The 26,266-nt window shown below is 70.2% G+C and carries 24 protein-coding genes; 11 read left to right on the top strand and 13 right to left on the bottom strand.

Annotated elements, in window-relative coordinates:
• Positions 1 to 57 precede the first annotated feature (57 nt).
• From ACQEXA_RS32790 to ACQEXA_RS32770, 5 genes are read right to left on the bottom strand one after another with little or no spacing between them, the layout of a single operon-like run.
• Positions 58 to 300 carry a hypothetical protein gene (locus tag ACQEXA_RS32790; RefSeq protein ID WP_432929004.1) on the bottom strand — a complete coding sequence of 81 codons (243 nt, stop codon included), beginning with the start codon at positions 298 to 300 and terminating at the stop codon, positions 58 to 60.
• On the bottom strand, positions 297 to 503 hold the full coding sequence (locus tag ACQEXA_RS32785) for a hypothetical protein (RefSeq protein WP_433131856.1): 207 nt from the start codon (positions 501 to 503) through the stop codon (positions 297 to 299). Before ACQEXA_RS32785 ends, ACQEXA_RS32790 begins: the two co-directional genes overlap by 4 nt.
• The gene (locus ACQEXA_RS32780) at positions 500 to 811 is read right to left on the bottom strand and encodes a glutaredoxin family protein (RefSeq protein ID WP_432929000.1); all 312 of its coding nucleotides are present in this window, start codon (positions 809 to 811) and stop codon (positions 500 to 502) included. The genes ACQEXA_RS32785 and ACQEXA_RS32780 overlap by 4 nt, the downstream gene beginning before the upstream one ends.
• Positions 808 to 1,497, bottom strand: a complete 690-nt coding sequence (locus ACQEXA_RS32775; RefSeq protein WP_432928998.1) for a peroxiredoxin family protein — start codon at positions 1,495 to 1,497, stop codon at positions 808 to 810. The genes ACQEXA_RS32780 and ACQEXA_RS32775 overlap by 4 nt, the downstream gene beginning before the upstream one ends.
• Positions 1,487 to 2,491 carry a cytochrome c biogenesis CcdA family protein gene (locus ACQEXA_RS32770; RefSeq protein WP_432928996.1) on the bottom strand — a complete coding sequence of 335 codons (1,005 nt, stop codon included), beginning with the start codon at positions 2,489 to 2,491 and terminating at the stop codon, positions 1,487 to 1,489. The genes ACQEXA_RS32775 and ACQEXA_RS32770 overlap by 11 nt, the downstream gene beginning before the upstream one ends.
• A 149-nt stretch (positions 2,492 to 2,640) precedes the next feature.
• On the opposite strand from ACQEXA_RS32770, the gene ACQEXA_RS32765 reads away from it, so the two are divergent.
• Entirely contained in the window at positions 2,641 to 3,411 is a 771-nt protein-coding gene (locus ACQEXA_RS32765) for a cytochrome c biogenesis CcdA family protein (RefSeq protein WP_432928994.1), read from the top strand.
• A gap of 22 nt (positions 3,412 to 3,433) precedes the next feature.
• Here ACQEXA_RS32765 and ACQEXA_RS32760 read toward each other — a convergent pair whose 3' ends face one another.
• The 3 genes from ACQEXA_RS32760 to ACQEXA_RS32750 form a co-directional block, all read right to left on the bottom strand.
• Positions 3,434 to 4,669: a L,D-transpeptidase gene (locus ACQEXA_RS32760; protein ID WP_432928992.1), complete on the bottom strand. Its 1,236-nt coding sequence runs from the start codon at positions 4,667 to 4,669 to the stop codon at positions 3,434 to 3,436.
• Between the two features lie 204 nt (positions 4,670 to 4,873).
• On the bottom strand, positions 4,874 to 5,203 hold the full coding sequence (locus ACQEXA_RS32755; protein WP_432928990.1) for an anti-sigma factor family protein: 330 nt from the start codon (positions 5,201 to 5,203) through the stop codon (positions 4,874 to 4,876).
• Positions 5,204 to 5,237: 34 nt separating this feature from the next.
• Complete coding sequence (locus ACQEXA_RS32750) at positions 5,238 to 5,615, bottom strand: DUF2933 domain-containing protein (protein ID WP_432928988.1); 378 nt, start codon at positions 5,613 to 5,615, stop codon at positions 5,238 to 5,240.
• A gap of 383 nt (positions 5,616 to 5,998) precedes the next feature.
• Between ACQEXA_RS32750 and ACQEXA_RS32745 the strand changes: the two genes are divergently transcribed.
• Positions 5,999 to 6,307: a signal peptidase II gene (locus tag ACQEXA_RS32745; protein WP_432928986.1), complete on the top strand. Its 309-nt coding sequence runs from the start codon at positions 5,999 to 6,001 to the stop codon at positions 6,305 to 6,307.
• Here the strand turns inward: ACQEXA_RS32745 and murJ are convergent.
• The 3 genes from murJ to ACQEXA_RS32730 form a co-directional block, all read right to left on the bottom strand.
• Complete coding sequence (murJ, locus tag ACQEXA_RS32740; RefSeq protein WP_433131854.1) at positions 6,273 to 7,961, bottom strand: murein biosynthesis integral membrane protein MurJ; 1,689 nt, start codon at positions 7,959 to 7,961, stop codon at positions 6,273 to 6,275. The genes ACQEXA_RS32745 and murJ overlap by 35 nt on opposite strands.
• Positions 7,962 to 8,221: 260 nt before the next feature.
• On the bottom strand, positions 8,222 to 8,593 hold the full coding sequence (locus tag ACQEXA_RS32735) for a hypothetical protein (protein WP_432928981.1): 372 nt from the start codon (positions 8,591 to 8,593) through the stop codon (positions 8,222 to 8,224).
• Positions 8,594 to 8,897: 304 nt separating this feature from the next.
• Complete coding sequence (locus ACQEXA_RS32730; protein ID WP_432928979.1) at positions 8,898 to 9,896, bottom strand: prolipoprotein diacylglyceryl transferase family protein; 999 nt, start codon at positions 9,894 to 9,896, stop codon at positions 8,898 to 8,900.
• 953 nt (positions 9,897 to 10,849) lie between these two features.
• Between ACQEXA_RS32730 and ACQEXA_RS32725 the strand changes: the two genes are divergently transcribed.
• From ACQEXA_RS32725 to ACQEXA_RS32705, 5 genes are read left to right on the top strand one after another with little or no spacing between them, the layout of a single operon-like run.
• Positions 10,850 to 11,146 carry a metal-sensitive transcriptional regulator gene (locus tag ACQEXA_RS32725; protein WP_432928977.1) on the top strand — a complete coding sequence of 99 codons (297 nt, stop codon included), beginning with the start codon at positions 10,850 to 10,852 and terminating at the stop codon, positions 11,144 to 11,146.
• Between the two features lie 35 nt (positions 11,147 to 11,181).
• Positions 11,182 to 11,412, top strand: coding sequence for a heavy-metal-associated domain-containing protein (locus ACQEXA_RS32720; protein WP_432928975.1), 231 nt, complete (start codon positions 11,182 to 11,184; stop codon positions 11,410 to 11,412).
• Entirely contained in the window at positions 11,409 to 13,919 is a 2,511-nt protein-coding gene (locus ACQEXA_RS32715) for a heavy metal translocating P-type ATPase (RefSeq protein ID WP_433131852.1), read from the top strand. Before ACQEXA_RS32720 ends, ACQEXA_RS32715 begins: the two co-directional genes overlap by 4 nt.
• A gap of 28 nt (positions 13,920 to 13,947) precedes the next feature.
• Entirely contained in the window at positions 13,948 to 14,658 is a 711-nt protein-coding gene (locus tag ACQEXA_RS32710) for a response regulator transcription factor (protein ID WP_432928971.1), read from the top strand.
• On the top strand, positions 14,639 to 16,021 hold the full coding sequence (locus tag ACQEXA_RS32705) for a HAMP domain-containing sensor histidine kinase (protein ID WP_432928969.1): 1,383 nt from the start codon (positions 14,639 to 14,641) through the stop codon (positions 16,019 to 16,021). The genes ACQEXA_RS32710 and ACQEXA_RS32705 overlap by 20 nt, the downstream gene beginning before the upstream one ends.
• Positions 16,022 to 16,428: 407 nt before the next feature.
• Here the strand turns inward: ACQEXA_RS32705 and ACQEXA_RS32700 are convergent, their stop codons facing one another.
• A complete protein-coding gene (locus tag ACQEXA_RS32700; RefSeq protein WP_432928967.1) occupies positions 16,429 to 18,732 on the bottom strand; it encodes a heavy metal translocating P-type ATPase in 2,304 nt (767 codons plus the stop codon).
• A gap of 80 nt (positions 18,733 to 18,812) precedes the next feature.
• Positions 18,813 to 19,025, bottom strand: coding sequence for a heavy-metal-associated domain-containing protein (locus ACQEXA_RS32695; protein WP_432928965.1), 213 nt, complete (start codon positions 19,023 to 19,025; stop codon positions 18,813 to 18,815).
• A 121-nt stretch (positions 19,026 to 19,146) separates the two neighbouring features.
• On the opposite strand from ACQEXA_RS32695, the gene ACQEXA_RS32690 reads away from it, so the two are divergent.
• The 4 genes from ACQEXA_RS32690 (at position 19,147) to ACQEXA_RS32675 (ending at position 26,186) form a co-directional block, all read left to right on the top strand.
• Positions 19,147 to 19,599: a heavy metal-responsive transcriptional regulator gene (locus tag ACQEXA_RS32690; RefSeq protein ID WP_432928963.1), complete on the top strand. Its 453-nt coding sequence runs from the start codon at positions 19,147 to 19,149 to the stop codon at positions 19,597 to 19,599.
• 227 nt (positions 19,600 to 19,826) lie between these two features.
• Positions 19,827 to 20,375 (top strand): hypothetical protein, encoded by a 549-nt coding sequence (locus tag ACQEXA_RS32685; protein WP_433131850.1) that lies wholly within the window; start codon positions 19,827 to 19,829, stop codon positions 20,373 to 20,375.
• Positions 20,359 to 21,912: a terminase large subunit domain-containing protein gene (locus ACQEXA_RS32680; protein ID WP_433131848.1), complete on the top strand. Its 1,554-nt coding sequence runs from the start codon at positions 20,359 to 20,361 to the stop codon at positions 21,910 to 21,912. Before ACQEXA_RS32685 ends, ACQEXA_RS32680 begins: the two co-directional genes overlap by 17 nt.
• A 428-nt stretch (positions 21,913 to 22,340) precedes the next feature.
• Positions 22,341 to 26,186, top strand: a complete 3,846-nt coding sequence (locus tag ACQEXA_RS32675; RefSeq protein ID WP_433131846.1) for a S8 family peptidase — start codon at positions 22,341 to 22,343, stop codon at positions 26,184 to 26,186.
• Positions 26,187 to 26,266 lie beyond the last annotated feature (80 nt).

Raw genomic sequence — 26,266 nt, 5'->3', positions numbered from 1 at the left:
ACGTTCCGGCGCCACCGGGGAGTCGGGCGGGCCGTCGCGGCTGTGTGGCGGGCGTGCTCAGCGCGGGTTCTCCTTGTCGAGCGGCACCGTGGAGCGACGGGCCAGGTCGGCTTCGTGGTGCAGGAGTTGGATCTCTTCGCGCAGGCGCCGGATCTCCGCGTCCGTCGCCGCCGACGAGTCGGACGACGGCTGCGCGCTCAGGTGGCAGGAGCCGTCGCGGCTCATCGGGCGGACGCAGAAGACATAGGTCAGACCGGCCGCCGCGGCGGTGGCGAGCAGCGGCAGAACGTACGCGGTCACGGCGTGTGTCCCCGCTGCGCCGGGGCGGGCACTTTCTTGCGCAGGTCGGCGATCTCCTCGCGCAGAGAGGCGAGTTCCTGTTCGCGCGGATCGGCGGCGGGCGCGGCGGTGTTCTTGTTGCCCGACCGCATCATGAACCACATCATCGCGCCCATGCCGACCGGGCAGGCCAGGGCGGGCAGGACGTAAAGGATCTGACTCATGACGAACTCCTGTCGGTGGTACGGGAAGTGCTGGTGGTGGTGCGGGTGAGGGCGCGGCGCAGGCGGCGTTCGGACAGCCGGCCGTAGGAGAAGGGGAGCCCGTCCAGCAGGATTCCGGGGGCGAAGAGCACTCCGGCGAGCAGGGCGAGTCGCTGTCCCTCCTGGCTGCCGAGGTCGATCTCGGTGACGGTCAGCGGGTGGTCGGCGCCGACTTTGTCCAGGACCTGCTTGGCGTGCTCGCACATCGTGCAGTCGGCCTGGGTGAGCAGGGTGATCTCACGGGCTACGGCGGTGGTTTCGGTGCTCATGCCTTGCGCCCCGCCTTCAGGTCGGCGAGCAGCTTGTCGACCTTGACGTACATCGTGTACTTGGGGGCGCCGCCGTAGTCGGCGCGCCACTGGATCTTTCCGTCCGGTCCGACGAGGACGAAGCTGTGGCCGTCGCGGGAGTTGCCCATCATTCCGTACTGGTTGGCGTCGTACGTCTGGGAGACCTTCAGGTCGGGGTCGGAGAGTACCGGCGTGGTGAGCTTCTCGTCCTTGACCTTGCGGGCGATCAGGTTCGCCGGGTCGCTGGTGATCGAGACGATCTGGTCGATGCCGGCGGCCTTGACCTGGGCGGTGTTCTGCTCCAGGTCGCGGATCTGATCCCAGCACGGCTGGCAGGTCAGGCCCTCCTGGAAGTACAGCAGCACGGTCTTGCCCTTGTAGACGGCAAGGCTGGTGGTCTGGCCGGTGCTGGAGGCGAGGGAGAAGCCGGGGGCGGTCTTGCCGATGCCGGGGCTGCCGACCTCGTAGCCGCTGCCCGTCGAGGATTGCTCGGAGCGGTGGAACACCGTGTACAGGCCGCCGATCACGGCGATCAGCACCGCCGCGACGACCGCGATGCGTACAATCCGGCGCCGCTGCTCCTGCTGTTGCTGGTGTGCGCGCTCTGCGGCGATCCGTGCGCTGCGGGCGGCCTTCGTCTGGTGCTTGGTTGTGCTAGCGGCCATCGGCGGAAGTCTCCAATGTGCGGGTGGGGGCAGCGGTGTTTGCGAGCGAGGCAGGGTCGGCGGGGTCGGTGGTCTGTGTGCAGCAGGCAGGGCCGGTCGCGGGCTGCGTGTCGGCGTGCTGGGCAGGGTTGGTGTTGCCGTCCCGCGCGGAGGGGCGGCGGGCGCGGTGGATCAGTAGGGCGAGGCCGACGGCGGCGGCGACTGCCACGGCCCAGCCGGGCACCCAGGCCAGCCATCCGGTTGCGACGGAGGCGGCGTGCTGCAGGTCTGCGGCGAAGGTGACCCGCCAGCCGGACGTCGGCATCGACGGGCCGGTGATCGCCAGGATCGCGGTGAGGACGCCCATGCCGACCAGTAGTGCGCCGGCCAGCAGGTCCCCCAGTGCGAGGCTGCGGCGCCAGGTTCCCAGGCGCAGCCGGACCTGGCGGCCCTGAAGGATGCGGGCGGGCCCGCGGTGGCCCCGCTCCCAGGCCAGGGCGATCACCACCAGCGGGGCGACCATGCCCAGTACGTACACCAGGCCCACGCTGAGCGCAGCGGGGAAGGAGGCGGTCGCCCCGGACAAGACGGCGACCCCGGCCAGGACGGGCGCGCAGCAGGCGCTGGCGATCCCGGAGAAGGCGCCCAGCGCGTAGGCGGCGCCGAAGCCCTGCCCGCCGGGTGTGCGGCCCGAGGGCATCGGAAGGTTCGGCTTCCAGCCGTAGAGCACGGCCAGGCCGCCGAGCAGCATCAGCACTCCGCCGGTCAGATAGACCCACAGGTGGTAGTGCTGGAGCACGGCCGAGATGGCGGCGGCGCCGAGCCCGATCGGCACGATGACGGTGGCCACCCCGGAGCCGAACGCCAGGGTCGCGGCAACCACCCGGCCGCGCGAGCGGAACCCGGTGGCGAAGTACGCCGGCAGCATCACGGAGATGCAGCACGGCGCCAGCAGGGCCACCACCCCGCCGAAGAACGACGCCAGCAGCGTCGTACCGAAGAGAAGCTCGCTCATCCACATGCCTTTCCTGGGTAGCGAGTGCCACCCAGACGAGATCACCTAGGCGACTTAGGACCTAAGGTACATAGGAGATAGGGTGCGTGTCGACTCACTGCCCGGACGAGCGCCCGTTCGGGCCTACGTGCCGTGGAAAGGGTCCCGTCTTGTCCGTCGACGTCAGCCAGGTGGTCGGCTCCGGCTCGCTGCTGCTGGCCGCCCCGATCGCCCTGGCCGCCGGGGCGATCACCGTCGCCTCGCCCTGCTGCCTGCCGCTCGTGCCCGGCTACCTCTCCTTCACCACCGGCATGACCGCCGCCGACGCCCAGGACGGCGGGGGTGACGGCCGCGTCCGGCGCCGTGCGCTGGCCGGCACCGCCCTGTTCGTGCTCGGCTTCGCCGCCGTGTTCACCGCCTACGGGGTGCTCTTCGGTTCGGTCAGCACCGTGCTGCTCGCTCACCAGGAGGCCGTGATCCGGGTCCTCGGAGTGCTCACCATCGTGCTCGGCCTGATGTTCATGGGGCTGCTGGAGCGTGTCCCGCTGCTCTCGCGCACCTTCAAACCGCGCTTCACGCCGCGGGCCGGGCTCGCGGGGGCACCGCTGCTGGGCGTGATGTTCGGCATCGGTTGGACCCCGTGCATCGGCCCCACCCTCGCCGCCGTCCTCTCGCTGTCCCTGACCACCGGCTCGGCCGCGCGCGGAGCCTTCCTGGCCTTCCTCTACGCCGTCGGCGTCGGCATCCCGTTCCTGCTGTTCACCCTCGCCCTGGGCAAGTCGATGCGGGCCTTCGCCTTCGCCCGCCGCCACACCCGCACCGTGCTCCGCATCGGCGGCGTGCTGCTCGTTGCCGTGGGCCTCGCCCAGGTGACCGGCGTGTGGAGCCTGCTGATCCAGCAGCTGCAAGGCTGGATCAGCGGCTACGAACTTCCGCTGTGAAGCGCGGAGTTCACACACCGGTTCAGTTCAGGGCGCTGCCCGCCCGCCACTTCGGCCAGGCGACGTTCCAGTCGCCGTAGCCGTTGTTGACGGCCACGGTGTCCTTGGAGTGGACGACGGTGACGGGATCGCCGACGCCGACATGCTCGTAGAACCACTTGGCGTCGGCTGTGCTCATGCCGATGCAGCCGTGACTGCCGTTGATCCGGCCGAACTTGCCGTCGTTCCACGGGGCCGCGTGGGCGTAGGTGCCCGAGGGGGTGAGCTGGACGTCCCACCTGACCTCGCCGAGGTTGTATGCCTCGGGGCCGAAGATCCCGACCGTACGGGAGTTCATCCGGATCGTGGGCACTTTGCTGAGGACCACCATGGTGCCGTTCCAGGTCTCGAAGCCCGGCTTGCCGGTGGACACCGGGAGGGTGCGCAGCGTCGTGCCGTTCTCGGTGACGGTCATGGTCTTGCGCCGCACGTCGACCGTGCTGACGACCGCCTTACCGATGCGGAAGTGGACGACCCGCTGCTGCGTGCCGTAGATGCCGCCGCCCGCGTCGATGCCGCTGAGCGACATCCGCACAGTGACGTCGGTAGCGGGCTTCCAGAACGTCCGCGGCCGGTAGTCGATGCGGTCCTTGCCGTCGCGGTCCTTCATCCAGCTCCACGCTCCCTCGACGGTGGGGGATGTGGTCACAGTGAGGCCGCGCTCGACGGCCGCCTTGTCGCGTATCGGCTTGTTGAAGGTGATGGACACAGGCGTGGCGACGCCAACCGTCGCACCCTTGTCGGGGAAGTACTCGCCGACGAAGGTCTCCCCGGCTTTCGCGGTGGTGATGGTGCGCCGCTCGGACATCGGCTTGCCATCCGTGCCCTCGCCCCGGGCGAGCACGGTGTAGCGCGTGCCGGGCGCGAGGCGGGCGGTGGACGTCCAGATGAGCCCGTCCTTCGACAAGGAGCCGGCGAACGCGTCGGCCCCGGGGGCGGTCACCTTCACCTCGGTCAGCCTCCCGCCGTGTGCCCTCACCGTCACCTTGCTGCCCGGCTTGGCCGCCCTGCCCGAATCCGGCGTCACGGTGATCCCTGCGGATGCGGACTTCGATGCCGCCCCGTTCTTCGGCGCGTTTCCGGCAGCTCCCGTGCCCCCGCCGCCGCTGCAGGCGACGAGCACTGCAGCGGCGAGTGCGCCCAGCACAGCGGCGCGGACAGATGTCCGGTGGATGCGTATGGACGGGGTACCGAGGTGCTGTTTCGGCTCCGGTTGCATGGGCGACTCCTCCGCACGTCGAAGATCCATCAAACTTCTAAGCTCTTTAGGTGACGACAGTAGCCGACGCGTGGTTCCCCGGTCCTGGCCCTGGCGTGTTATCGGCCACCACCGCTCACCGGATCTGCTGCGACGGGGGTGTGAAGCGGTGATGAAGATGCGGAGGCTCTGCGCTGTCCCCCGGGACTGGTGGCGGGCCGTGGTTCAGTGCGGCCGGCGATCGGGGAACCGGGGCCCACCGGTGCGGCGCAGGCGGCCCTGGCCGGTGAGGCCCTTCCCGGGCGGAAGGCAAGGCCCGTGCCGGGCGGCGGAGGACCGCGGGTCCAGATGTGTGCCATCCTCCCCGATCAGTGCTTCGCGCAGCACCGCGAGGTGGGCCACGACCTCCGCGAGTTCGTCGTGCTCGGCCCGGCAGACCGGGCAGGTTCCGAGGTGTGCGGGGACGGGAGCTGCTTCCCCGGGTTCGAGGGCGTCAAGGACGTAGAGGGGCAGCAGCTCGCGAATCACCGCGCAGTCCGGGACCTGGGTGGGCATGGTCACTGTGTCCTGTCTGCCGGGGGCATCGGGATCAGGGACGGGTGTCGGCCTCGTCCCGCTTGGACATGTCGACAGCGGGCGAGTGCTGCTCAGTCGAGGTGCCCTGCCAGGCCCTCGCGGCCTTGAGGTGACGCAGTTCGGCCTGGAGGTCGGTGATCTGCTTGCTGAGATCGGCCTCGGTGGCCGTGTGACTGTCGGAGGCCAGGTTCTTGGCCCCGGTGCCGCAGGAGGCGCCCTTCTGGCCGCTCTGGGCGTTGCCCTGCATGCCGCGCATCATGAAGATCATGCTGAGCGGGCAGATGGCAAGGATCAGCACCGGCAGCGCCGCGATGACCCAGGCGGGCCTGAGAAGAAGCAGGACGGCGGCGACGGCGCCAAGGCCGGCGAGGACTTTCTTGTTCAGGCACATAGATCGCTCCTGGTAGTGGGGCCGCATGCTCCGTAAAGGGCGGTATACGGGAAAAACTAGACAGGCCCTGTGAAGGATCGATGAGCGTGTGATGGGCGGCCGATGTGCGTCGCCACGCGGCCGCAAATGGCCGCCATTTCCCGCGGCTTGTGCCTGTGCGGAGCTCATCGGCACGGAGCCGGGTGTGGAGGTGATTCGGCGTTCCGGGCTCGGCGCGGTCTCCTCGCGCTTCAGGGGGCGGGTCGGGCGGTTAGCCTCCGGAGGCCAGCGCGTACAGGCCGTGCAGCGCCCGCCAGCACTGGTCGCCCGGGCCGGGGGTGGTGGTACAACCTGCCCTCGCCGGTGGTGATCGCGCTCACCGCCGTGATGACCACGGTCATCGCGTGTTCGCCTGGCGGATGGCACCACGCTCGCGGGCCGCCGCCGCGGCCCTCGCCCTCGTCGTCGGCGGCGCGGCGGCCAACCTGGCCGACCGTGCCGCCGACGGAGTCGTCACCGACTACCTGGCGACCGGTTGGTGGCCCACCTTCAACCTCTGCGACATCTTCATCGTCACCGGCGGCCTCACCGTCGCCGCCCTGTCCTGGCGCCGCCCGCCAACAACGCGACCACGCCCCAGCGACCTGACACCATCGGGAAGTGGGCGTGGCTCGGGTTTCACCGCAGTCCGGGCAGTTGCCGTAGTTCGCTGATCTTCATCAGCCGGGCGAGGACGAGGTAGGCCAAGCCCAGCGTCAACGTTCCCGCAGTGAGTGTGATGGCGGTAGGCCCAGTGCCAGTGCCCAGGAAGGCAGCCGAGGTACGTGCGGTGACCCAGCCCAGGATGGCGCCGAGGCCCGCGGCGCACACCAGCTTCGTGTACGTGAGGCGCACAGCCCCGTCGTCGAGACGGCCGCCGACCCGCTTGCGCAGCAGCCGGGCCGTGAGCGCGAGACCGGCCAGATAGGACAGTGTGTAGCCCCCGGCCATACCGGTCACGGCCCACCGAGCGGGTAGCAGCAGGTGGGAGGCGGTGGCCAGGGCGATGTTCACCGTCGCGATCCACATGGCCATGAAGAAGGGAGTGCGGGTGTCCTCGAAGGCATAGAACCCGCGCAGCAGCAGGTACTCGGTGGAGAACGGGATCAGCCCGAGGCCGAACGCCTGCAACATGTGACCGAGGGGCTGGGCGGAGGCGGTGTCGGTCGCACCGTGTGCGAACAGCAGTGTGGAGATCTGCGGGCCCAGGGCGAGGAAGAGGAAGGCGGCGGGCACGATGACGACTCCAGTGACCCGCAGAGCGCGCGAGAGGTCGACGCGCAGGTCCGGGATGCGGCCCTCGGCGGCGGCCTTGCTCATGCGGGGCAGCAGCGCGGTCACCAGGGAGACGGTGACGATTGACTGGGGCAGCATCCAGATGGTCTGCGCGTAGGTGTAGGCGGTGTAGCCCGCGCCGGCCTTCGGCAGTTCCTGGTCGGCGGCGTTGGCGTAGTTGGTGACCACGGTCAGGGCGACCTGGTTGGCCAGCACGAACAGCAGGGTCCACTTGGCGGCGTGGACGCTCGAACCCAGGCCGGTGCCGCGCCAGTCGAACCGCGGGCGGAAACGGAAGCCGGCGGCTCGCGCGAACGGGATCAGCGCGAGGGCTTGTACGGCGATGCCGGCGGTGGTCCCGATGCCCAGCAGCCGCACCTGGGCTGCGGTGATGTCCTCCACCCGGTCGGGGACGGCCATGAGTCCCAGGTAGGCGGCGAATATTCCGATCAGGACGACGTTGTTGAGGACGGGGGTCCACATCATCGCGCCGAACTTCTCACGGGCGTTGAGTACTTGGCCGTGGATGCTGAACAGGCCGTAGAAGAAGATCTGCGGCAGCAGGAAACGGGCGAAGACCACGGTCAGTTCGAACGCCTGGTGGCTGTCGGGGGTGTCCCGCATGTAGAGGCCGACGATCTGCGGCGCCGCCCACACGGCCAGCGCCGTCCCGGCTCCCAGCACGGACACCACCAGCGTCACCAGACGCTGCTCGTACGCCTGCCCGCCGTCAAGATGCGTGGCCCGGGCCCGCACCAGCTGAGGCACGAGCACGGCGTTGAGCGCACCGCCGATCAAGAGGGTGTACAGGCTGGTCGGCACCGTGTTTGCCGTGTTGTAGGTACTGGCCAGCAGGCCCGTGCCGAGTGCCGCGGCCTGGAGCACTTGCCGGATGAGTCCCGTCGACCGGGACACGACGGTGCCCAGCGCCATCAGCAGCGATGAACGGGCCAGTCCTGTCTTCGCTGCCTTCTTCTCCCTGGCGGCATGCCACCCCGGTGCTCGCCGACCTGACAACGGGGCCTGGGCCGTGGTCTTCGTCCCCTCCACCATGCGGTCAGATCTCCTAGCTCCGGCCTATCACCAGCGCGCTATGCCGCGCCCCGCCGTCACGCAACCACGCTCAGAGCCCGATGGGCGACCGATGTGCGTCACCGTGCGGGTCGCATGCGGCGGTTATTTCCAGTGGCTCAGGCCGATGAAGGGGAGGGCCGCCCGTCTGCGGGGAGCCGACCGCGGCCAGGGAAGAGCTGACGGCGGAGTCCGATCCGCCCGCAGGACGGACGCGTGGGGTCGATCGGGCGTCACTGAAGTCAGGACCCGTCCCCCGAGGTTTCGTTGCCGCCCATCATGTTCGTCATCGAGCCGCCCATCATCGAGCTGCCGGAGGCCCCGCCCATCATCGAACCGCCAGACTCGCCGCGACCGCTCATCATGTCGCGCATCTGCTTCTCCGCCTTGTCACGCTCGTTCGCGGGCAGGTGCTTGGTGCAGTGCCGGATCATGGCGTTCGTATCCATGCCGTCGCCGCTGCCGATGCCGGGCGTGGACGCGGTGGCGGTGGGTGTCGGCGTCGAGTCCGTGGTGGGCGAGGAGGAGGCGAAGGCAGTGGTGGCGCCGAAGGCGCCGAGGCTGCCGAGCAGGGCGGCTGCCGCTGCGAGACCGACGGTCTTCCGCTTGATCATGATGTCGCTCCTTCGTGTCTTCTCGACCAGGTGTTGCCGACGCTAGGAGCGTGCCGTGAAGGATCCATGAAGCGGCGATGTGCCGGCTCTGTGGCCTCAACCGGAGCCGGAGCGGGACGGGCCCCTGGGGGCCGTACCCGCGTGCGTGACGAGGCTCCGGTGAACCGCCTATGACCAGGGAGTTCGTCGGCCGAGTGGACGCTGGGGCAGCGTGTCCCGGCGATCACAGCACCGCAACGCACGACGGGAGCGACACGATTGCCCATGCCCCTCACGACATGAGGAGGTACGTGGACAGCCGGTGTCAGGCCAGGAGGGGTGCCGCGAGCGCGGCCAGAAACACAAGGAGCGTGGCGGCCGCGGTGAGGGGCCGGCCGGTCTTCGTCTTGCGGGCTTCCGCGCGCAGCGGGAACAGCAGTTGCCGTCCGAAGGTGTAGGCAGCCATGGCGGCGACGAAGAGCGTGCCTGGGGTGGCAGGGCGCCATGTCAGGTCCGCGGCGAGTGTCGCCGCGCCGAGGGTCAGGGCGAGGAGGGCTTCGATGAGTTGGATGGGTACGCGCCGGATGCCGACCCTGCGGTCGGATGACCAGAGTCCCCATCGCGAGGTGGTGGGCCGTCCCACGCAGCAGCCGCCCAGGAAACACCCTGGCCGGGCTGTGGCCATGGCCAAGAACGCCCCTGGTGCCGCCACATCCAGCCACGTGCCCACCGGGATGCCCGCCCCGGCGACAACCGCGAGCGCGGTGCCGAACGTCCCCAGCAGGAAGCCCTGGATGCAGGTACCTGCGCGGACGAACTGCTGGAGGTGCTGGCGGTGTTGGATCATGTAGTAGGCCTTCGCGGTGAAGTAACCCACCACGGATCCGGCGAGCGAGGCGGAGACCGCCGCCCCGGTGTCCAGCCCGGCTCGGGCGGCGAGCAACCCTTGCACGAGAACGGCGAGCGCCACACCAGCAGCGACCAGCAGCGGCCAGGCGAATGGGCGCACGCCTGGGCCACGGACCAGGGGCGCGAGGCGGGTCGAGGCCGTCACCACCGTCGGTTCCAGCCGAGGCCCTGGTTCAGGGGCGCCACTGTCTTCGGCAGGCACGAGGGCGACCGGTGTCGCGGTGACATGCCAGGTCCCCGGGTTGATGTCCTCCACCTTCGCGGTGACTGATATCCGGCCGCTGCCCGGGGTTATCCCTTCCAGGGTCTCCACGCGTTCGAACCGGTCCCGCGCATCCTTTCCGGGCTCGCCACCATCGCGGACCCCGGCGAACGTGATCGCCACCGTGTAAGGCCCGGAATGGGTATCTGGCACGGCGTCGAACCAGTACGTCGCCGCCAGCCCGGGTGCCTGCTCGGCAACCTCCTGCCTCCAGGGCGCCCGGCCGCTGCCCCGAACCTCGGCAGCCGGGGCCGTTTGTGTCCCAACAGCCTGGGGTGCCGTCCCGATGGGCGAGGACCCCTTTGCGTCCGTCACCGAAGATGCCGGGCCCGGTACCCGCGGGACACCCGTCGCGGGGGACGTCGACGCCGGCGTGGTCGAAGGCGGCCACATGCCGGGGGAAAGTATTTGGTCCAGTGGCGGAAGTACGATCCGCGCCTGAGGGGGCTGCGGCGTGGGCCGGCCCGGGGCACCCCCCCGCCGGCCGGGCGGCACGCTTGCCTGCTGACGGATCTTGCGCTTGTCGGGCACCCGCTTACGGGACTTGGGCACGAGAACTCCTACGGTGTGCAGCAGAGTGTCGCCAGCGCCCTCGGCGTTGCGGCCGGCACTGCGCATCCGGTCGTGGGCAGGGCCAGTGTCCGCATACGGCCATTCGCCTTGATCAAGGCTGTCCATGCCGTGGCCGTTGCTCGGGGCTGGGTCGCGGAGGGGGTCGGTCGTGGGCGAGCTAGCGAGGGCGGTGCGCAGCGCCGTAGGTGCTGCGGCCGCCGAGCAGGGCGGTGGCCACGGCACGCCGATGGTTCGGCGCTTGATCGGTTCGTGGTCCCTTCTGCCGCCTTTGCATCCGGTGCGCTGGACAGTAGGGATGCGTTGTGAAGCGGCCATGAAGCGGCCGTGTGCGGGCGCTGTGCGCTACCGCTGCTCAGGCGCTGGGAAGGCCTTGAGCCCCTACGGTGGTGCGGTCACCGCTTATGGCCGTGACCAGCGCGTTTACTCTCCGGCGGGACTCCGTCCGGGCCGAGTCCACCGTGCCCGTGTCCCTTATAGGCCCTCTTGATACCCCTAGGGGGTAGGAGTAGCTTAGGAGGTGAAGGAGGTGCCACATGGCCGATTCCGAGACCGCGCCGCAGCGGCAGTTCATCGCCCCGGAAGCCGCCGACGACGCGCTGGTGCGCCTGGCCAAGATCGGCGGTCAGGTGCAGGGCGTCAGCCGGATGATCCGCGAGGGCCGGCACTGCGTGGATGTGCTCGACCAGATCACGTCCGTGCAGAAGGCGCTGGACGGGGTGTCCCGCACGGTGCTGCGCAACTACCTGGAGCGATGCGTCACCGATGCCATCAAGAGCGATGACCCGCTCGTCTACGACGAGCTGATGCAGGTGCTGTTCAGGCACCGGTGACCTGGACAAAGTCCCGGGCGACCCAGGAGGTGGGCATGCCCAAAGTCCTTGAGCGAGCTGTCCCCGGCATTACCTGCGGGGACTGCCGGGACGCCATCGAAGGCGCCGTCACCGCCCTGCCCGGGGTAACGGTCGCCGACGTCAGCACCCGCACCCGAGCGGTGGCCGTGCTGTACGACGCCCCGGCGGAACCAGTCGCAATCGAGGCCGCGATACGCGGCGCCAGCTACCGCATCGCGCGTCACAGGAACGGAAGGACGTCATGAATACGTCGGACATAGGGGTCCTGGCCGGAGCGGTCGCGCTGATCGGCTTTCTTGCCTGGTACTTCTTCGGGCCCAAGAAGTCGAGTCAGGCCAAACTCGTCGGCGGCGTCCAGGAGATCGGTATCACGGTCAAGGGCGGCTACGCCCCGGATCTCATCCGGGTCCGCCGAGGGACACCGGTCCGGCTGGTCTTCGACCGGCAGGAGGGCGGCGACTGCACCTCCCGCATGGTCTTCCCGGACTTCCAACTCGCCGCGTCGCTTCCGGCGTTCGAGACGACCGCCGTGGCGTTCACCCCGGACAGGGAGGGCCGGTTCGGCTTCGCCTGCGGGATGAACATGGTGCACGGCACGCTGCTGGTCGAGCCCGGTGAGGGCGAAGTCGCCGCTCCGATGGTGGAGGAGGCGCAGGCTCTCGTTGCTCCCGAGCCCAGTGCCGTGGAGCGGGAGGACGCCGAGGCGACTGCGCGGCGGGAGGAGATCCGTGACCTGTCCCGGCGGGTCCTGTTCGGCGCGGTGCTGTCGCTCCCGGTCGTGGCGGCTGTCATGCTCCACGAGGTGTTCAGCGTGGACGTCCCGGGCCTGCTGCTCAACCGCTGGTTCCAGCTCGCGCTGATCACACCGGTGATGTTCTACACCGGATGGCCGATCCACCGCACCGGCTGGCTCGCCCTGCGCAATCGCAGCGCCGAGATGAACGCCCTGATCACGCTGGGCACGTTGGCGGCGTACGGCTACAGCCTGCTGGTCGCCGTGGCGCCGGGCGTGCTGCCCGAAGGCGTACGCGAGGTGTACTTCGAGGCGGTCGGCGTCATCCTCACCCTGATCCTGCTGGGCCGCCTGTTCGAGGCCAAGGCCAAGGCTGGCACCGGGCAGGCGATCCGTGAGCTGCTGAACCTGCAGGCCAGGACCGCGCGCGTGGTACGGGACGGCACGGAGATGGAGGTGCCCGTCGAGGAGGTCGTCGCCGGGGACGTCGTAGTAGTACGTCCCGGCGAGAAGGTCCCGGTCGACGGGGTGATCGTCGACGGACGCTCCACGCTGGACGAGTCCATGGTGACCGGGGAGTCGATCCCGGTGACCAAGACGGTGGGCGACGAGGTGGTGGGCGCGACCCTCAACCAGACCGGCGCTTTCCGGTTCCGGGCCACCAAGGTCGGCGCGGACACCATGCTGGCCCAGATCGTCAAGCTGGTGCAGCAGGCCCAGGCGTCCCGGGCGCCCATCCAGCGCATCGCCGACCTGGTCGCGAGCTACTTCGTGCCCGCGGTGATGTTCATCGCAATCGCCGCCTTCGCCGTGTGGTTCGTCGTCGGCCCCGCCCCGGCTCTGACGCTGGGGCTGGTATCGGCCGTGGCTGTACTGATCATCGCCTGCCCGTGCGCCCTCGGCCTGGCCACGCCGCTGTCCGTGATGGTCGGCACCGGCAAGGGCGCCCAGGCCGGCATCCTGATCCGCTCCGCCGAGGCGCTGGAGACCGCGCAGCGGCTGGACGTGATCGTGCTGGACAAGACCGGCACCATCACCCAGGGACGGCCCGAGCTGACCGACCTCACCGCCGCCGCAAGCGTCACCGAGGACGAACTGCTGCGCCTGGTAGCGTCCGCCGAGCACTCTTCGGAGCACCCGCTGGGCCAGGCGATCGTCTCCGGGGCGGCCGAGCGCGACATCTCCCTCGCGGAGGTGAGCGCATTCGACTCGGTCACAGGCCACGGCATCACCGCCACCGTCGACGGCCACCGAGTGCTGGTGGGCAAGGCGGCGCTGCTCGCCGAGCACCGGATCGACACGGCCTCCTTGTCCGCGGAGGCGGACCGGCTGGCCGCCGAGGGCAAGACCGCCATGTACGCCGCCGCCGACCAACACCTGCTGGGCCTGGTCGCGGTCGCCGACACCGTCAAGGCGGACTCGGCCACCGCCATCGCCGCGCTGAAGCGGCTCGGCCTGGAGATCGTGATGATCACCGGGGACAGCCGGCGGACCGCCGAGGCCATCGCGGCCGAGGTCGGCATCGACCGGGTGCTGGCCGAGGTGCTGCCCGAGCACAAGGCAGACGAGATCCGCCGCCTACAGGATGCGGGGAAGCGGGTCGGCATGGTCGGCGACGGCATCAACGACGCACCCGCGCTCGCGCAGGCCGACATCGGCTTCGCCATCGGCACGGGCACCGACGTCGCCATCGAGGCCGCCGACATCACGCTGATCTCCGGCTCGCTGGGCGGCGTGCTCACCGCAGTGACACTGAGCCGGGCCACCCTGCGCAACATCCGCCAGAACCTGTTCCTGGCCTTCGTGTACAACACCGCCGGCATCCCGCTCGCGGCCGGCGTGCTCTACCCGGTCACCGGCTGGCTGCTCAGCCCGATCATCGCCGCCGCGGCCATGGCCCTGTCCTCCCTGTCGGTGGTGGGCAACGCAAACCGGCTGCGCCGCTTCACGCCGCCCACGCTGCCCAGCCCCGCGCAACCGTCAGCGGATGCGCGGGTCCCCGCGACCGCGGCGGCATGATGAAACCCGTACAAAGGAAGGTGCGCCCGTGAGTGCGACGGTGCTGGTCGTCGACGACGAGGTGAAACTGCGCGGCCTGCTGCGCGACTACCTGGAACGCGACGGCTATGCGGTCCTGGAAGCGGCCGACGGACGCAGCGCCCTCGACCTGGCCGCCGCCTCCCATCCCGACCTGATCGTCCTCGACCTCGGTCTGCCGGGCCTGCCCGGCGAGGAGGTGGCCCGGCTGCTGCGCAAGACGAGCGACGTGGCGATCGTGATGCTCACCGCCAAGGCGAGCGAGAACGACCGGGTGATGGGGTTGCGGCTGGGCGCCGACGACTACGTCGTCAAACCGTTCAGCCCGCGCGAACTGGTCGCCCGCGTGGAGGCGGTGCTGCGCCGGGCCCGCGGTCCCCGCACTGAATCGGTCGAGCCGGTCTCGTACGGTGAGGGGCGGCTGCGTATGGACACCGAGCGCCGCGAGGTGCAGGTGAGCGGCACACCGGTCGAGCTCACCCGCACCGAGTTCGACCTGCTGGCCGCGCTCGCCTCCCGCCCCGGCCGGGCCTGGACCCGCATGGAACTGGTGGGCCGCGTCCAGGGGCACACGTTCGAGGCGTACGAGCGGACCATCGACGTGCACGTGAAGAACCTGCGCCGCAAACTCGGCGACACCCCGCCCTCGAGGGTGATCGTCACCGTGCCCGGCGTCGGCTACAAACTGGGAGTCGATCGCGATGTGGAACGCCCTGCGTGAGCTGCTGCGCGGCCGTTTCGCGCGCCGCCTGGCCCTGGCGTTCGCGGCCCTGGGCATCGGTACGGCCGTGCTGACCGCCGTCCTGGTCAACACCGCCTTCACCGACCGTTTCGAGAACTACCTGAGCGAGCAGCAGCACACACGCCAGCAGCAGTTGGTGTCCCTGTTCGCCGCCGACTACCAGCACGACAGCGGCTGGCAGACGGCGTCACTGGACCAGCTGGCGCCGACGGTGACCATGACGGGTTCGGAAGCCCAACTGCGCGACGCGTCCGGCCGCAAGGTGTGGTCGCTGGCCGACGCCGACGTGGACGCCGCCACGCTGGCGATGCACCGGGAGATGATGGGAACCGGCGAACTCGGCCCGCCGCACAGCCTGCCGGTGACCGTGAACGGGCAGCAGGTCGGCACGCTCGACGTGCGCGTCCCCCAGGGTGTAGTCCCAGCCGTGGACAAGGACTTCCAGGCATCCGTCAACCGGCTGCTGGCCGGCGGGGCGCTGGCCGCGGCCCTGGTCGCTCTCGTCGTCGGCGTCTACACCGCCCGCCGGGCCACCGCCCCCGTCACCGAACTCACCCGAGCCGCCGAGGACCTGGCCGCTGGCCGCCGCGACCGGCGGGCCGCCACTATCCCCAACAACGAGATCGGACAGCTCGCCACCGCCTTCAACACCATGGCCGACCGCGTCGAGAAGGAGGACGAACTGCGCCGCGCTTTCGCCGCCGACGTCGCCCACGAACTGCGCACGCCGTTGGCAATTCAGCGCAGTGAACTGGAGGCCGTCCAGGACGGGGTCCGCGAACCCACCGACAAGGTCATCGCCTCCCTGCACGACGAGAACCTGCGGCTGGCCCGTCTGGTCGCCGACCTGGAGACCCTGGCGTCGGCGGACGCGGCCGCGTTCACCCTGGAGCGCCGGCCGCTGTCCCTCACCGAGCTCGTCACCGACACGACCGGTGATCTCGCCGGCTCCTTCGCCGAGGCGGGCATCGCCGTACGCACTGATCTGGACGAGATTCGCGTCGACGGCGATCCGGTACGGCTGCGGCAGATCATCACCAACCAGCTCACCAACGCCCTGAAGTTCGTGCCCGAAGAGGGCACCGTCACCGTGCGCCTGCAGCGTGAGGACGACTGGGCCGTGCTGCGCGTCGCCGACACCGGCCCCGGCATCCCCGCCGACGAACTCCCCCACATCTTCGACCGTTTCTTCCGCAGCCGCTCCGCCCGCGCCGACGGCTCCGGCATCGGCCTGGCCGTCGCCGCCGAACTCGCCGCCGCCCACGGCGGCACCCTCACCGCCGACAGCGAAGTCGGCCACGGCACCACCTTCACCACCCGCCTGCCCGCCCTCACCGGCTGACCCAGGTGCCCTACAGCGGACGGGACCGCGGCGGACGAGGACCGCGCACGCGGGCTCCTGAAGGCCGCCGCGCATCTCGCCCCTCACGGCTGGCGCCTGGGCGTGCGTCCGGCCGCGGCCGCCCTGTGCGCCTCGGCTCTCGTCGCGCTCGCCGTCCTGGTCGGGGACTGACTGCGAGACGGGCGTTGACCGGGTCCCGTAGACCCTTCTGCGCGGCCCCGGGGACTGTGCCTGGGCCTCTCTCGCCCGCGAGCCGCTGAGGCGGTTTGTCACCGGCGGAGGCGAGGGTGAGGGTCACGACGCCGTCGGCGGCCCGGGCAACTCCTCGACAACGACTGGGCGGCGTCCGGATGCGGTTTCCTTCGCGAGGGGCGGATGTGCCGCCACAACGACCGGGATACGACGGTTCAGGAGCGGTCGGCCGGCTGGAACCGGCGTAGCCGCAGGCTGTTGCTGACCACGAACACCGAGGAACTGGCCATCGCCGCGCCGGCTATGAGCGGGTTGAGCAGGCCGAACGCAGCCAGCGGTAGCGCGGCCACGTTGTAGGCGAAGGCCCAGAACAGGTTGCCCTTGATGGTGGCGAGCGTCTTGCGGGCCAGGCGGATGGCGTCGGCCGCGCCCCGCAGGTCGCCCTTGACCAGAGTCAGGTCGGCGGCGGCGATGGCCGCGTCGGTGCCGGTGCCCATGGCCAGGCCCAGGTCGGCCTGGGCGAGGGCGGCAGCGTCGTTGACGCCGTCGCCGACCATCGCCACCACCTTGCCCTGCGCCTGCAACCGCTTGACCTCGGCGACCTTGTCCTCCGGGTGGACCTCGGCGACCACGCGGTCGATGCCGACCTCGGCCGCGACATGCTCGGCGGCCGCCGTGTTGTCGCCGGTGAGCAGCACCGGGGTCAGGCCCAGCTCCTTGAACCGGGCGACCGCTGTGGCGCTGGTCGCCTTGACGGTGTCGGCGACCACCAGGGCGGCCCGCACCTTGCCGTCCCAGGCGGCGAAGACCACCGTACGGTCGGCGCGCTCGGCCGTCCGCTGGGCCCTGGTGAGCGTCGCCGGGATGTCCAGGCCGTGCTCGTCGGCGAGCCAGCTCGCCCGCCCGGCCAGCACCTCACATCCCTCCACGGTGCCGGTGACACCGCGCCCGGCGTGGTTGGCGAAGTCGGCGACCGGCGCGAGATCGCCCGTCGCCTCGGCGGCGGCATCCGTGATGGCCCTGGCGATCGGGTGCTCGCTGGCGTGCTCCACCGCACCCGCCAGCCGCAGGACCTCGTCCCGGTCCTCACCGTCGGCGGGGATCATCTCGGTCAGCCGCATCCGGCCCTCGGTGACGGTGCCGGTCTTGTCCAGCACGATGGTGTCGATGCGCCGGGTCGACTCCAGTACCTCGGGGCCCCGGATGAGCAGCCCGAGCTGGGCGCCCCGTCCGGTGCCGACCATCAGCGCGGTCGGGGTTGCGAGCCCAAGTGCGCACGGGCACGCGATGATCAGCACAGCCACCGCCGCGGTCAGCGCGATCGACGCGCCGTAGCCCAGGATCAGCCAGGCGACCAGGGTCCCGGCCGCCAGCAGGATGACGGTGGGCACGAAGATCGCCGAAATCTGGTCGGCCAGCCGCTGCACGGCGGCTTTGCCGGTCTGCGCCTCCTCCACCAGGCGGGCGATCTGCGCGAGCTTAGTGTCCGCGCCCACCCGCGTGGCCCGTACGAGGAGCCGGCCCCCGGCGTTCACGGTCGCCCCGGTCACCGCGTCGCCCGGGCCGACCTCCACCGGCAGCGACTCGCCGGTCAGCAGCGACTCGTCGACCGCGGAGGAGCCGTGGGCCACCACCCCGTCGGTTGCGATCTTCTCCCCGGGCCGCACCACGAACTCGTCCCCGACCGCCAACTCCTCTACAGGTACGCGCACTTCGCGCCCGCCGCGCAGCGCGGTGACCTCCTTGGCGCCCAGGTCCATCAGCGCCCGGATGGCCTCCCCTGCCCGCCGCCGGGCCCGGGCCTCGAAGTAGCGGCCTGCGAGGAGGAACGCGGTCAGCGCCGCCGCCACCTCCAGGTACACCTCCGGCGTGCCGCCGTGCCCGTCCGAGCGTGGCAGCAGCGAGAACGGCATCCGCATGCCCGGCTCGCCCGCCCCGCCCCAGAACAGCGCGTACACGCTCCACACCCAGGCCGCCAGCACCCCCAGCGAGACCAGGGTGTCCATGGTCACCGCCCGGTGCCGCAGGTTCAGCGCCGCCGCCTGGTGGAACGGCCACGCCCCCCACAGCGCCACCGGCGAGGCCAGCGCGAACGCCAGCCACTGCCAGAACCGGAACTGCGTGGCCGGGATCATCGACAGCACGACCACCGGCACGGCCAGCACGGCCGACGTGATCAGCCGGTCCCGCAGCGCCCGCACATGCCGCTCTTCCTCGGACCCCTCGTCCCCCGCGCCGCCGGAAGACTTGTCCGCGCCACGCGGGGCGGGCAGCGCGGCACCGTAACCGGTGTTCTGCACGACCGTGATCAGGTCCTGCGGGGTCAGGTCATCGCCGTAGCCGACGCGGGCGATGGCCGTGGCGAAGTTCACCGATGCGCTCACCCCGGGCAGCTTGTTCAGCTTCCGCTCGATCCGTGTTGCGCAGGATGCACACGTCATCCCGGTGATAGACAGATCGACCGCCTGCGGCGGTTCGGCCGGTGCGGGTGCCTCGTCGGCAGAGTCGGTGATCGTCATGGCATGATGGAGCCCTTCAGCGCGTGGAGTGAACGTGCAGACCGGGACGCCGTCGCTTCGCTACCGCGTCCCGGCCGGTGTCAGGAGGCGACGAGTTCGTAGTCGCCGGCCTCCTCCAGCGCGGCCCGCAGGTCTTCGATCCGCACCGGTCCGGCGCTGGTCACCGTCATGCTCCCGGCCTCGACGTCCACCGCGACACGGTCCACCCTGGCAAGGGCACCGACCTCCTCGGTGATCGCGTCGGCACAGTGACTGCACGTCATGCCGGTGACCTTGTACGTGGACTCGCTCAATGTCTCGCTCCTCGCTAGCCGTAGGACCACCAGGCAACCGGTGGCCGCAAGGGATGTCGGAAACCCCTCTGCCCCATAGCGTTACAGTTCCAGTGCACTGGAACTTCAAGAGGAGGTGTGAGTGAAAATCGGCGAAGTGGCCAAGCTCACGGGCACCAGCACCAAGACCATCCGCTTCTACGAGGACACCGGCCTGCTGCCGCCCCCGCCCCGCACCCCCGGCGGCCACCGCGACTACGGCACCGAGACCGCCGAGCGGCTCGATTTCATCCGCCGTTGCCAGGCCGCCGGCATGACCCTGCACGAAGTCCGGCAGATCCTCGCCATCCACGACAGCGGCGACAGCCCCTGCAGCCACGTCCGCAGTGTCCTGGCCGACCGCCTGGACCACGTACGCGACCAGCTCGCCGAACTCCTCGCCCTCGAAGTCCACCTGACGGGCCTGCTCACCCACGCCGACCAGGGCCAACCCACCGAACACGACAACGCCAGCGTCTGTTGGATCCTAGAAACCGAACCGGCCGAAACTTCAACCACCCCCGGAACGGCAGCGGCTACCGGGGCCGCCCGCTGACAGGCACATGAAACGCGTGACTTGCGCCTGGGACCGGCCAGCCTCGTGTCCTGAACTACGGCTGCAGCATCCGGTGTGCCCTCAGCTCCTTATCCTTCTGACCGCCGCATCCGGAGTGGCGGCCCTGCTCGCACTCGGCACACGCACCTGCAGAAACGCGTCCTCGACGTGCAGTGCCATCATGAATCTCGGCGTGGGGGCGCGCAGCAGCGGAAGGAATCCTGCCGGTGGGACGCCCCGACAAGGCCGCGCGGGCCGCCATCGCACAGCGGCGAGCGGACGCCATCGACCTACGCCTGGCTGGCGTGGACTGGCTCACCGTAGGCCGCAAGCTCGCCGCCGACCCCGCCGTCAACTCCGACCGGATCGCCTACCCGCAGGGCTACGGCATCGACCGGTACAAGAAGGGCCAGGAGCCGCCCACCGACGAGCAGCTCATCCACGCCGCCTGCAAAGACGTCAGACAGGCCCTCGAAGAGCGCACCACCGACGTCGAGGACAAGGCCGACGAGCTGCGCGCCGTGGAGAACCTGCGTCTGGACCGGCTGTTCTTCGTCGCCTACCGCCAGGCCGTCAAGGACGGCGACCTGCCCGCCATCGACCGCGCCCTGCGGATCATGGAGCGCCGCGCCCGGATGAACGGCCTCGACAAACCGAACAAGACCGAGATCGTCACCCCGGCCGCCACCGGCAGCGAGCTGACAGCGGTCGCCCTCGACGAACTCGAAGTCCTCATCGGCATTTCGGAGGAGGCCGCGCATGGCTCGGACGACTAGCAGCGAGCGGGAAGCCCAGCTGTTGGCCGCCTACCGCTCCCGGCCGCCGGCCCTGCGCCGCGCCATGGCTGCGAAGGCCTCACCCGAGCTGCGCGTCCAGCTCGCCCGCATAGAACGTGACATTGCCATGGACGCCTCGCCCGGCGCGCTCGCCGCAGTCCTCACCGAGCGCCGCGAGATGCAGGCCCGCCACCTGCACCTCATCGACCAGGCGTGGATCGACATGGCCGAGGGCCGCGCCGACCGCGTGATGATCACGATGCCGCCCCGGCACGGCAAGAGTCGCCGCGCCTCCCGCTGGGCGCCACTGTGGTACCTGCGCCAGCACCCCGACCGCCGCATCATGATCGCCTCCTACAGCGGGGACCTCGCCGAGGAACACTCCCGCTGGATCCGCGACGCCATCGAAACGTGGGGCGACGACCTCGGCATCCACCTCAACCCCTCCAGCCGGGCCGCGATGCGCTTCGACATAGCCGGGCACCAGGGCGGCCTCGTCGCAGCCGGTATCGGCGGCAGCCTCACCGGCAAGGGCGCCACCATCGCCCTCGTCGACGACCCCGTGCAGGACATGGCCTCCGCCGACTCACCCAGCATGCGCCGCAAGACGTGGGAGTGGTGGCAGTCCGTCCTGCAGACCCGCCTCGAACCCGACGGCGCGATCTGCGTCATCCAGACCCGCTGGAACGAAGACGACCTCGCCGGCCGCATCCTCGGCGACGCCCAAGCAGGCGAATGGAAGATCATCGACCTGCCTGCGCTCGCCGACAGCGACACCGACCCCCTCGGCCGGACCATCGGCGAACCACTGTGGCCCGAACGCTTCGACGCCGAACACCACGCCACCACCCGCCGCCGCGTCGGCGAACGCGTATGGGCCGCCCTCTACCAGCAAAAGCCCCGCCCCCCGGAGGGCGGCGTGTGGCAGCGCGCCTGGATCAACGACCACCGGCTCACCACCGTCCAGTTCGGCGGCCTCGACATGGCCCGCGTCATCGTCGCCGTCGACCCCGCCGGCGGAGAGTCCGCCATCGGCGACGAGACCGGCATCATCGGCGCCGCCCGCGGCTTCGACGGCCACCTGTACGTCCTCGAAGACCGCTCCGGAAGCATGGGCGCCAACGACTGGGGCCGCACCGCCTGCCTCCTCGCCCTCGCCCTCAAAGCCGACGCCATCGTGGTCGAGTCCAACTACGGCGGAGACATGGCACGCCAGGTCCTCTCCCAGGCGTGGGAGCAGCTGCGCCGCGAAGGCTCCACGAACGGCGCCCTCATGCCCCGCGTCCTCGAAGTCACCGCCAAGGTCGGCAAACGCCTGCGGGCCGAACCCATCGCCCAGCTGTACGAACAGGGCCTCGTCCACCACGTCGGCGCCCACGTCGCCCTGGAGGACCAGATGGTCACCTGGGTCGTCGGCATGGACTCCCCCGACCGCATGGACGCCGCCGTACACGGACTGACCGAACTCGCCGACCCCGACCAGCTCGCAGCCGTCGCCGGACACATCCACGACGACCGACTCGGCGGACGCCGATAACCCCCCGGAAACGGCCCCATAAAGCCCAACGGTCCGCGAGCGCCCCGGCTGCTACCTCACCGCCCATGACGACCAGGGGGAAGCAACCGCTGCTGTCCTCGTGTACGCGACCCCTGTAGCGAGCGCCGTTGCCGTTTTCTGTGTCGGTCGGGTTGATCTTCGTTCTCCGTGGCGCACACGCGTACCAACAGCAGAGTCTGTCCGACGTCTCGTCCAACGCCCCCTGACTCGCGCTCACTTCGGCAGCAGGCGCGGACTGACATCCGTACATCGCGGCGCCGACAAGCGGGGCGATGTACGGAGGCGACGCGTGTCGCTCTTAGGTCATGTCGCACTTGTGACAGCTGTGACCAGTGACATGCCCGGCTGCACCAACGAATGCTTTCGGCCAAGTTGTGGTGTTCAGCTGTACGAAAGGTTCTCCCCTGATGGCAAGAATCCGCCGCATGGCGGCGATTACGACGGGACTGCTGGTGGTGGCCGGTGTCACACCGGCCGTCGCCGTAGCAGGGGCGTCGGCCACCGGCCCCGTCACTCATCCCGTCGGCGAACCGGGGGTCCACTCCGCGACCGTACGGCTGGTGACGGGTGACCGGGTGACCGTGACGACGCTGCCCGGCGGACGGCGTACCGCGTCGGTGCAGCCCGGCCCCGGACGCGAGCACATCCCCTTCAACACGTTCGAGGGCGACGACAAGTCGCTGACCGTGATGCCGTTCGACGCCCAGGGACTGGTCTCCGCCGGGACGCTGGACCGCCGGCTCTTCAACGTGACCGGGCTGATATCCCAGGGCTACGACGAGGCCCACACCTCAGCGCTGCCGCTGATCGTCTCCTCGCAGCCGACCCCATCGAGGGTCGGGGCCCGTGTCAGCGCACAGGCGTCTAAGGCCGCTGGGTCCCTCGCCGACCGTCTGGTGGCACTCGAGCCGACGCACTCCCACACCCTGGCGAGCATCGACGCGCACTCCCTGCGAGTCTCCGACAAGGACCTGGGGACGTTCTGGAAGACGCTGAACCCCGGTGAGACATCGGCCGCCGCCCGGGCCGCGGTTACCCCGAGGATCTCGCTGGACGGCAAGGTCAAGGCCCTGCTGGACCGGAGCACCGCGCAGATCAACGCTCCCACCGCCTGGAAGGCCGGCTACGAAGGCCAGGGCGTCAAGGTGGCCGTGCTGGACACCGGTGTCGATGCCAGTCACCCCGACCTCGCCGGCCGCATCGCGGAGGCCAAGGACTTCTCCGGCAGTGGGAACACCGACGACCACTTCGGCCACGGCACACACGTCGCATCCATCGTCGGCGGCACCGGCGCCGCCTCCGGCGGCACCCGACGCGGTGTCGCGCCCAAGGCCGACCTGCTGATCGGCAAGGTGCTGGACGACAACGGCTCCGGTTCCGAGTCGGGCATCATCGCCGGCATGGAGTGGGCGACCGTCGAGCACGCCAAGGTCGTCAACATGAGCCTGGGGGCGGACGTGCCGACCGACGGCACCGACCCGCTCAGCCAGGCCGTCGACAACCTGACCGCATCCACCGGCACGCTTTTCGTCGTCGCCGCGGGCAACTCGGGCCCGGGCCAGTACACCGTCGGCACGCCGGGCGCAGCCGAGTCTGCGTTGACTGTGGGCGCCGTCGACCGCGACGACTCCCTGGCCTCCTTCTCCAGCCGCGGCCCGCGCTTCGGCGACGAAGCGGTCAAGCCCGACGTGACCGCCCCCGGCGTGGGCATCGTCGCCGCCCGCGCGGCTGGCACCACCCTGGGCGACCCGATCGACGCCAACTACGTCGCGCTGTCCGGGACCTCCATGGCCACCCCGCACGTCGCCGGCGCCGCCGCACTGCTGGCCCAGCAGCACCCGGACTGGAGCGCCCAGCAGCTCAAGGACACCCTGATCAGCACCGCGCACACGGTGCCCGGCACCAAGGTGACCGAGCAGGGCGGCGGCCGCATCGACGTGGCCGCGGCCATGGGCCCGGTCACGGCCACCGGCTCCGTCACCCTCGCCCCGCTGACGATCGGCGGTACCTCGGGGCAGCAGTCGGCGGCCACCCTTCACTACACCAACACCAGCGATCACCCGCTCACTCTCTCCCTGGCCGCCGACCTGGCCACCGAGGACGGCAAGGCGCTCCCCGACGGGGTGGTCAGCCTCGACTCCAGCACCGTGCAACTGGCCCCCGGTGCCACCGCCGACGTGCCGCTGCGCACCGACGCAACGCACGCCGTCCGCGGAAAGTTCTACGGATACGTCACCGCGAAGAACGCCGATGGCACCGTGCTCGCCCACACCACCCTCTCCCTCGTGGTGCATACCCCCCTGCACCGGCTGACCGTGGTCCAGCGCGACCGCAACGGCCAGATTGTGCACGGTGCGATGTTGCCGGACATCTGGGGCCCCGACGGGTTCGTGAGCTACACGGACCCTGCCGCGGGAGTCGCCGTCGTGGAAGAGGGCACGTACTACGTCAGCTTGAACTTTTACGAGCGGACCAAGAACGGCGGCACCAACGTGGGCCTGATCGTCAACCCCGAGGTGAAGGTCACCAAGGACATGACGGTGACCCTGGACGCCTCGAGGCTCACGGAGGTGAAGGTCCGGACCCCTCGCCCCGCCGAGCAGCGCGGCGTGTTCAGCAGCTACTACTACCGCCAGATCGACGGTCACAGTCTGACCCAGGGGGCCCTGTACTTCGACGACTGGAAGCTCTACACCAACGCCACCGCTCCGGTCACCGACGGCGCCTTTGAATTCTCCCTGCGCAAGCAGATGGTGGCCCCGCAACTGCGGGCGGATGTCTCGGGCAGCTCACAGCAGTTCGCCCCGTACTACCAGCCGACCTCCCCGGTCTTCGGGGATCAGGGTGCGCGGCTGACCGCCGTGAACGCAGGCACAGCGGCGGCGCCCGACTTCAGCGCGGTACGCGGCAAGCTGGCCGTCGTGCAGGACGACAACTCCGCACCGTGGGACCGACGGGCTCTCCCGCAGGCAGCCGCGGACGCGGGGGCCAAGGCGCTGCTGGTGGCGCAGCCCGAGGGTTTCTCCGACTGGACCCGGTGGCAGCCGGACGGTGACCGGATGGCGCTGCCCACCATGCAGACCTCCTGGGAGAACGGGTCGGCTCTGCTGGAGCGCATCAAGAAGGGCACCACGACGGTGGAGTTCTCCGGCACGGTGCGCAGCCCGTACCTGTACGACCTGATGGAGGTCTCGAAGGGCTCCATCCCCAAGAACCTTGTCTACACCGTTACCGATCGCAACACCGCGCAGGTTCGCAGCACGTACACCCGCACCGGGGCCTCGGAGTGGGCGAGCGAGCAGCGGTTCGGATGGCGGCCGTTCCAGGACACCGCGTGGAACCAGTACAGCCGCTACGTCCCGCTGGGAGCTGAACGTGTCGAGTACGTGAGCACCGGTGACACACTGTGGCAGCACATCGTGCACCACAACATCGTTCCCGTTCCCGACTTCCCGCTGGCGGTCGGCATGCACGATCCTGCGCACACCTACCAGCCCGGCCAGCAGGCCACGGAGCGGTGGTTCGGCGCTGTGGTCCGCCCGTCGATCCCGCGCGGTAAGGACCAGACTGCGGTGCGCAACGGCAACACCCTGTCGGTGTTCATTCCCGAGTTCAACGATTCCGGCGCCGGTCACTGGTCGTTGGCAGAGGCCGACCCCTTCGGTGGCCCTGGTGGCGGCCCCGGTGTGTCGTCCGCAAACGACACGTCCAAGGCGGAGCTGTACCGGAACGGGGAGCAGATCGCCACGTCCGACAACGGTGCGTGGGGCAACTTCGAGGTGCCTGCGGGCGACGCCGCATACCGGCTGGACCTGACCACCGGCCGCACCTCGGACGACTGGCGCTTCGGCACCGACACCCACACGTCCTGGACGTTCCGTTCGGGCACCGCGGCTGACACGACCCTGCTGCCGCTGCTCCAGCTCGACTACGACGTGCCGGTCGACGCGCAGAACGCGGTGGGACGGGCGCGCACCCACACCCTCGGCATGACCGTCCGCATGCAGGACGGCATGCCCGCCCCGCGCGGTGTGAAGCTGAAGGTCGAGGCGTCCTACGACGACGGGAAGACCTGGACCACGACGCGCACCGAACAGCAGGATGGCGACGGACGGTTCACCGCCGCCGTGGAGCGGCCGTCGAACGTGCACGGCGACGCGTACGTGACGCTGCGGGTGACCGCGACGGACTTCGCCGGCAACAGCGTCCAGCAGACCGTGAACCGCGCGTACCTGCACCGCGGCACCGAGTGAGCCGTCGGCAACGCTGACGCGGACCATCCCGACCGAACCGCGGCGGGTGCCAGGGCCATGCGGTCTCTGGCACCCGCCGC

The organism is Streptomyces sp. CA-106110 (assembly GCF_050936285.1).
In the GTDB taxonomy this organism is placed as follows: domain Bacteria; phylum Actinomycetota; class Actinomycetes; order Streptomycetales; family Streptomycetaceae; genus Streptomyces.
This window is presented reverse-complemented; position numbering and strand designations above follow the sequence as displayed.